Below are 7,338 nucleotides of genomic sequence, written 5' to 3' on the forward strand. Positions count from 1 at the left end.
TAAAGACGATATAATCAAGCCCTTTAATTTCATATATTCATAGGATACTCATGACTTATAGGTCTTTACTTAAAAATAATAAAACTTTTCGCCTTTTAGCAATAGTACAATTTATAAGTTATTTTGGTGCGTGGTTTTCTCAAGTAGGTGTTTTTACTCTTTTAACTAAAGAACTCGGTGCACCTGCAAATATCATAGGTTTTTCAGCTATTTTTGTTTTTTTACCTTCTATTATACTTGCACCTATAAATGGAGTTATAGTGGATAGATTTAAACCTAAAAATTTATTGCTAACAATGATTAGCATTGAAATGATTTCTATTTTTATGTTAATTTTTGTAAATTCTTTAGCCATGCTTTGGTTGTTATACTTTTTAACCTTTGTTCGTATGGCAGTTGCAAGTATGTATTTTCAAACAGAAATGTCGGTTTTACCTAAAATTTTAACCCCACAAGAATTAAAACTAGGCAATGAGCTTCATAGTATCATATGGGCTGTATCATATGCTTTGGGTATGGGTGCAGCAGGGCTTTTTATAGATCTTTTTGGAGTAAAGCCAGCCTTTATAGCTGATACTTTAATGCTATTTTGTGCTATGCTTATACTCAAAACTTTGATTTTACCTAATGAAAAAAATACCACACAAAATAATCTTTTTATATTAATCAAAGAAGGCTTAGTTTATGTATTTAATAATAAAAAAATCATTCATTTGATTTTACTTCATGGGGTTGTAGGGATAACTGCTTATGATGTTTTAATCACTCTTTTAGCAGAATATGAATACGCAAAAGTTATTTCCATACCTCTAGCCATAGGGCTTTCTAATGCTATAAGAGCCATATCTTTACTTATAGGCCCTTATGTGCTTAGTCCTTATATTAATAAAAACACTTTGGTATATTTATACTTAGCGCAAGGTGTGGGTATAATGCTTTGGGCTTGCTTGCAATTTAACTTTTATCTTGCTTTTGTAGGCTTGGTAATGGCTGGTTTTTGCACTTCATCTTTATGGAGCTATACCTATACACTTTTACAAAATGATTGCGACAAAAGATATTATGGCAGAGTGATTGCTTACAATGATATGGTATATTTAACCTTTAGTGCAATCATTGCTTTTTCAACAGGATATTTATTTGAATTTTATGGAATAAAACTAAGTCATTTTACTTTTGGCTTAGGAGTATGTTTTATCTTTGCAGCAATTTATTGGTGGTGGTTTAATAAAAAATATAATTAATCCACCTTAGAATAATAAACTCCACCTGCTGAAAAGTTTTTTTCAAAATAAGCTGTTTCAGGCACAAGATCTGACTTTCCTGGGTAAATTCTACCTTCTTTATTCAATATCCTATAAAAACGCTCCATAAGTCTTATTTTAAAATCTTGATCAAAATATATCATCATATTTCTTGAAAAAATCACATCAAATTTTCCAAATTTAAATAAAGAATCATCAAAGACATTACAAAGATCAAAACGGCATCTACAAGCTAGGGTTTCTTTTTTAAGATGATACATTCTATCTTTTACATCAAAATAACGCGTTTTTTGCATAGTGTTTAATCTAGATACTGAACGCTCTGAATAAATCATTTCATTACATTTATCTATCATTTTTTTATTAATATCTATACCAACTATATTCATACCTTTAACAAAATTCTCACTTGCTAAAATAGCTAAAGAATACACTTCTTCGCCGCTTGAACATGGAGCACAAAGCACATTTACAGGGCGATCAAGAGATTTTATATAAAAAATCACATCTTTTAATTGCTCTAATTCTCTAAAAAAATAAGTCTCACAAACTGTAATAAAATCCATAGTTTCTTGTTTTAAATTTCTTTGAAACTGCACTTTTTCATTTAATTCACTAAGACTGCTCAAGCCTAATTCTTGTAAAAATTTAGGAAGTTTAATAGATAATATATCCTTTTTCGCATTTAAGTTATTTCCACTTATTTGCTCTACGATTTTTACAAAATCATTCATTTCATTTTCTGTAATCTTTATCATCTTTTTTGTCCTACGATTTGATGAAATTTGTTATTTCTTTTTTGAGTTCTATTAAACTCATAGGTTTTAAATTTGGATTAGTATCTCTAGCTTTTTTTGGCATACCATATACTATAGAATCTGCCTCATTTTCGCACAAACACCTTACTCCTGCTTTATAAAGTTCAAACAAAGACTTAGCACCATCATCGCCCATTCCTGTCATAATCAAAGCTAAAATTTTATGATATTTGCAAAGATTAACAGCAGAATTAAATAGCACATCAATCCCTGGATTAAAACTACTAGTTTCATCTGTAGTATTTAATGTTAAGGTATTGTTGCCACTTAAAATCATATTTCTTTGACAAATATAAATTTTATTTTTCAAAACTTCCTTATCACTTGGTATAATCACCTCGCTTAATGCTTCTTTGTTAAATTGATTTACAAAAGAAGGAATAAACGCAGGATTCATATGCTGAGCAATCACTACTGCACAATCTTTCAATTCTACATCATTTAGTAAAAACTTTAGTTGGCTTGGGCCACCTGTTGAAGAACCAATTAGAATAAGCTTCATTTTTTACCTTAAATAATTATTGTTATTATATCAAATAAATATTTGAAAACATAAAAAAATAATTATATATAAGAAAGAAAAATTTTAATTAAATATGATAAAATTAATACTTTAAATTTCAAAAATGATAAAGTGAATGTTAAATGTTAAGAGAAAAAATTTATATTGCAAGTGATCATGCTGGTTTTATTTTAAAGCAAGAAATTACTAAATTTTTACAAGAAAAAAATATTACTTTTGAAGACTTAGGTCCTTTTAGTGAGGATCGTTGTGATTATCCTGATTATGCACATTTATTAAGCTCTAAAATAAACGAAAAAAGTTTTGGAATTTTAGTGTGCGGATCAGGAATTGGTATGAGTATAGCAGCAAATCGTCATAAAAATATACGCTGTGCTTTGTGTAATGAATCTTTAAGTGCTAAACTTTCAAGAGAACATAATGATGCAAATGTTTTAGCACTAGGAGCTAGATTAATAGGGGTTGATATGGCTTTTGAAATTATCTCAAATTTTATCAACACTTCTTTTAGCGGCGGAAGACATTGCGCAAGAATTAGCAAAATAGAGGAAAGATTATGATCTTAAGTTGGCTTGTATTAACTGTATTAATTTGTATTAGTATTTATATGACTATTATGCTACTTTATTATAAAACCCTGCTTCATAAAGAAAAAGTAGCAAAAGAATTTATAAAAAACAACCTTGATGATACTGAAATTGTTATTAGAAAACTACAAGTACAACTTCAAAGAAGTTTGGGTAATATTGATATTTTAACTGAAGAATTAAACAAAAGTAAAGCAGACTTAACCTCTCTTAGAACAAGAAATTCACAATATCGTATTGAAAATGAAAAACTAAGACAAAGAATCAAAGAATTAGAAGCAAAAATAGAGGCATTATTATGATAAAAGAGCAAGATAAAAAATATTTACTAGATAGCATTAGAGCTATTAAGGACTTTCCAAAAGAAGGGATTGTTTTTAGAGATATTACTACTTTATTAAACAACAAAGAAGCATTTGCGTTTTTAATGGATCATTTAGTTGAAAAATATCAAAACGCAAAGCTTGATTATATCGTTGGTATAGAAAGTAGAGGTTTTATTTTTGGAGCTGCCTTGAGCGCTAGTTTAAGACTTCCTTTTGTACCTATAAGAAAACCTGGAAAGCTACCTTCAAAATGCTTACAAGAATCTTATAGTTTAGAATATGGCAGTGATACTATAGAAATTCATATCGATGCTTTTAATAATCAAAAAGCAAATGTTTTACTTATAGATGATCTTATCGCTACAGGTGGCACAGCTATCGCTGCTGTGAAACTTATAGAAAAACTCAATGCAAAATGTGTTGAAGCTTGTTTTTTACTAGAGTTAAAAGATCTAGATGGTGCTAAAGAATTAGCTAAATTAACTTCTGTTTATAGTGTTTTAGAGGTATAAAATGGAAGAATTTTTAAAACAACTTTTGTATGATTATAAAAATTGGGCTTATATTATTGTGTTTTTATGGTGCATACTTGAAGGAGAACTTGCACTTATTTTAGCAGGTATTTTTGCACATGAAGGCCATGTAAATTTAGGACTTATTATCTTTATAGCAGGCTTAGGTGGCTTTGTAGGCGATCAAATATACTTTTATATAGGAAGATATAACAAAAAATACATTCAGAAAAAACTTCGCACCCAAAGGCGTAAATTTGCCATAGCACATTTACTTTTACAGCGTTTTGGTTGGCCTATTATCTTCATACAAAGATATATGTATGGTTTTAGAACTATTATACCTATGAGTATAGGATTAACTCGCTATAGTGCTAAAAAATTTGCGTTTATTAATCTTATTAGTGCGTGGGCTTGGGCTGCTATAACTATTTTACTTGCATGGTTTTTTGGAAAAGAAATTTGGCTTGCAGTAGAATGGGCTGGAAATCATTGGTATTTTGCAGTGCCAATTATTGCTGGCTTTTTATTAGCTTTATTTTTAGGAATGAAACAAATAGAAAAATCAATACTTACAAGAAGGACTCGCAAATGACTTTTAATTTTATAGAAGAAAATATCGGCTCTATAAATGCTGATTTTGAAATCATTTTAATACAAGATAAAAAAATAGAACAATACACTCAAAGTCAAGAACTTTTCAAGCTTTCAAGCTATAAAGGTGAAGGAATTTGCATAGATATGCAAAATAAAATTCTTTACAGTGAACTTAAAAGCTTAGAATATGAAGATATAAGGCTTGCTTTTGCAAATGCATACAAAGCTTTAAAAAAACTTGAAATTCGAAGCGTAAAAACAAAAAGTGTCATAGGAAAATGTGTAGTAAATAGCTTTAATGCTATGATTCAAGGATTTACTTTTGGTGCTTATGAATTTAACAAATACAAAAAAGAAAAAACACCAAGCAAATTAGAAAATATCTTCATTGCAAAAGATGAAATTAATAATAAAACATACAACCTAGAAGAGGCTTGCATAGGTATAAACTATGGTCAAATTTTTTCAAATGCTTGTGATTTTGCAAAAAATATCGTTAATGAAATCCCACAAATTTACACTCCTGCCAAAATGGCCGAAGATGCGCTTGAACTGAGCCAAAATAATTCTAATATTTCATGTAAAATTTATGAAAGCGATTTCTTAGAGCAAGAAAAAATGCAAGCATTTTTAGCAGTAAATCGTGCTTCAATTCATCCCCCAAAACTCATTCATCTTTCTTATAAACCACAAAATCCAAAAATGAAAGTAGTGTTTGTAGGTAAAGGGCTAACTTATGATAGTGGTGGACTTAGTTTAAAACCTGCTGATTACATGCTAACGATGAAATCAGATAAAAGCGGTGGTGCGGCTGCAATGGCTATTATCAAAGGTGCAAGTGAGTTAAACCTTGATATAGAAGTTCATTCTATCATCGGCGCAACTGAAAACATGATAGGCGGAAATGCTTATAAACCTGATGATGTGCTTATTTCAAGAGAAGGTGTGAGTATAGAGGTTAGAAATACCGACGCAGAAGGAAGATTAGTTTTAGCAGATTGTCTTTCACTTGCTCAAGATCTAAAACCTGATTTATTAATAGATCTTGCTACTTTAACTGGAGCTTGCGTAGTAGGACTTGGAGAATACACAAGTGCCATCATGGGAAATAATGAAGATTTGCAAAATGAATTTTATAAAATAAGTAAAAAAAGTGGAGATTTAGCTACTATTTTACATTTTAATCCGCACTTAAAAGAGCTTATAAAATCAAACATAGCAGATGTTAGTAATACCTCTTCAAGTCGTTATGGCGGAGCCATTACTGCGGGATTATTTTTAAATTCTTTCATTAGAGAAGAATACAAAGACAAATGGCTACATTTAGACATTGCAGGACCAGCTTATTTAGAAAAAGCTTGGGGTTATCATAATTTTGGTGCAACCGGAGCAGGTGTTAGAATGTGCCTTTCATATTTACTTTATCTTTCAAGGAAACAAAAATGAGTTTATCAGTTGGTATAGTAGGACTTCCAAATGTTGGAAAATCTACCACTTTTAACGCTCTAACAAGAGCACAAAATGCTGAAAGTGCAAACTATCCATTTTGCACCATAGAACCAAACAAAGCAGTGGTACCTGTGCCTGATCATCGCTTAAAAGAACTAGCAAAAATTGTTAATCCACAAAAAATTATACGCTCAAATATAGAATTTGTTGATATAGCAGGCTTAGTAGCAGGAGCTAGCAAAGGTGAGGGTTTGGGTAATAAATTTTTATCTAACATACGCGAAACAGAGATGATTTTACATATTGTGCGTTGTTTTGATGATGAAAATATCACCCATGTTGCGGGCAGTGTTGATCCTGTGCGTGATGTACAAATCATAGAAACAGAACTTATACTAGCAGATATAGAACAACTTAGCAAAAAAATAGAAAAACTCACTAAAGGTGCAAAGGCCAATGAAAAAGGCGCAAAAGAAACCTTGGCATTAGCTAATGAACTTTTAGAGCATTTAAATCAAAATAATAGCGCAAGTTCTTTTGCTAATAAAAATGAAATCTATCATGCTCTTATAAAAGAACTAAGATTGCTTTCAGCTAAAGAAGTGATATATGGAGCAAATGTAGATGAGAATTCACTTTTAGAAGATAATGAATTTGTAAAAGATCTTAAAGAATTTGCAGCAAAATCAGGCCATGAAGTAATCAAACTTTGCTCTAAAATAGAAGAAGAAATGATAGCTTTAAGCGATGAAGAAAATTATGAATTTTTAAAATCTTTAGGTATAGAAAGTAGCGGACTTGAAGTAGTTATACGCACAGCATTTTCAAAGCTAAACTTGATTAGCTATTTTACAGCAGGTCAAGTAGAAGTTAGATCATGGACTATACAAAGAGGTTGGAAAGCACCAAAAGCAGCAAGCGTGATCCATAATGACTTTGAAAAAGGTTTTATCAAAGCTGAAGTAATTTCTTATGAGGATTATATCGCTTGCAAAGGCGAAAGTGGTGCTAAAGAAGCAGGAAAACTACGCCTTGAAGGGAAAGATTATATCGTACAAGATGGCGATGTAATGCATTTTAGATTTAATGTTTAATTTCAATTGCAAGCTAAAACAGCTTGCAATCTCAAAAATACACCCCTCCACTTAAATACAATTTCATTCTATGTTCATCATCATATTTATACTGATGAACTGCTCTTGCTGCATCAAGTTTTATATAATACTCATTAGCTTTATTATAAAGTATTTGTAAGCCTACT

Annotated in this window: 9 protein-coding genes; 7 read left to right on the forward strand and 2 right to left on the reverse strand. The window is 30.4% G+C overall.

The window, feature by feature from the left end; translation table 11 throughout:
- The first annotated feature begins 50 nt into the window (after positions 1-50).
- On the forward strand, positions 51-1,244 hold the full coding sequence (locus L8W40_RS03895) for an MFS transporter (protein WP_133318961.1): 1,194 nt from the start codon (positions 51-53) through the stop codon (positions 1,242-1,244).
- Here L8W40_RS03895 and L8W40_RS03900 read toward each other — a convergent pair.
- Positions 1,241-2,023 carry a CheR family methyltransferase gene (locus tag L8W40_RS03900; protein ID WP_133318962.1) on the reverse strand — a complete coding sequence of 261 codons (783 nt, stop codon included), beginning with the start codon at positions 2,021-2,023 and terminating at the stop codon, positions 1,241-1,243. The genes L8W40_RS03895 and L8W40_RS03900 overlap by 4 nt on opposite strands.
- A gap of 10 nt (positions 2,024-2,033) precedes the next feature.
- The gene (locus L8W40_RS03905) at positions 2,034-2,585 is read right to left on the reverse strand and encodes a CheB methylesterase domain-containing protein (protein WP_133318963.1); all 552 of its coding nucleotides are present in this window, start codon (positions 2,583-2,585) and stop codon (positions 2,034-2,036) included.
- Between the two features lie 143 nt (positions 2,586-2,728).
- Between L8W40_RS03905 and rpiB the strand changes: the two genes are divergently transcribed.
- The 6 genes from rpiB to ychF are packed head-to-tail and all read left to right on the forward strand — an operon-like array spanning position 2,729 to position 7,171.
- Positions 2,729-3,166 carry a ribose 5-phosphate isomerase B gene (gene rpiB / locus L8W40_RS03910; protein WP_133318964.1) on the forward strand — a complete coding sequence of 146 codons (438 nt, stop codon included), beginning with the start codon at positions 2,729-2,731 and terminating at the stop codon, positions 3,164-3,166.
- On the forward strand, positions 3,163-3,495 hold the full coding sequence (locus L8W40_RS03915; protein WP_133318965.1) for a hypothetical protein: 333 nt from the start codon (positions 3,163-3,165) through the stop codon (positions 3,493-3,495). The genes rpiB and L8W40_RS03915 overlap by 4 nt, the downstream gene beginning before the upstream one ends.
- A complete protein-coding gene (gene apt / locus L8W40_RS03920) occupies positions 3,492-4,031 on the forward strand; it encodes an adenine phosphoribosyltransferase (protein WP_412175234.1) in 540 nt (179 codons plus the stop codon). The genes L8W40_RS03915 and apt overlap by 4 nt, the downstream gene beginning before the upstream one ends.
- 1 nt (position 4,032) lies before the next feature.
- Positions 4,033-4,626 (forward strand): DedA family protein, encoded by a 594-nt coding sequence (locus L8W40_RS03925; RefSeq protein ID WP_133318967.1) that lies wholly within the window; start codon positions 4,033-4,035, stop codon positions 4,624-4,626.
- Positions 4,623-6,074, forward strand: coding sequence for a leucyl aminopeptidase (locus tag L8W40_RS03930; RefSeq protein WP_263662407.1), 1,452 nt, complete (start codon positions 4,623-4,625; stop codon positions 6,072-6,074). Before L8W40_RS03925 ends, L8W40_RS03930 begins: the two co-directional genes overlap by 4 nt.
- On the forward strand, positions 6,071-7,171 hold the full coding sequence (gene ychF / locus L8W40_RS03935; RefSeq protein ID WP_263664711.1) for a redox-regulated ATPase YchF: 1,101 nt from the start codon (positions 6,071-6,073) through the stop codon (positions 7,169-7,171). Before L8W40_RS03930 ends, ychF begins: the two co-directional genes overlap by 4 nt.
- The last annotated feature ends 167 nt before the right edge of the window (positions 7,172-7,338 follow it).

Origin of the sequence: Campylobacter sp. IFREMER_LSEM_CL1846 (genome assembly GCF_025772105.1) — a bacterium.
Lineage (GTDB): Bacteria > Campylobacterota > Campylobacteria > Campylobacterales > Campylobacteraceae > Campylobacter_D > Campylobacter_D lari_D.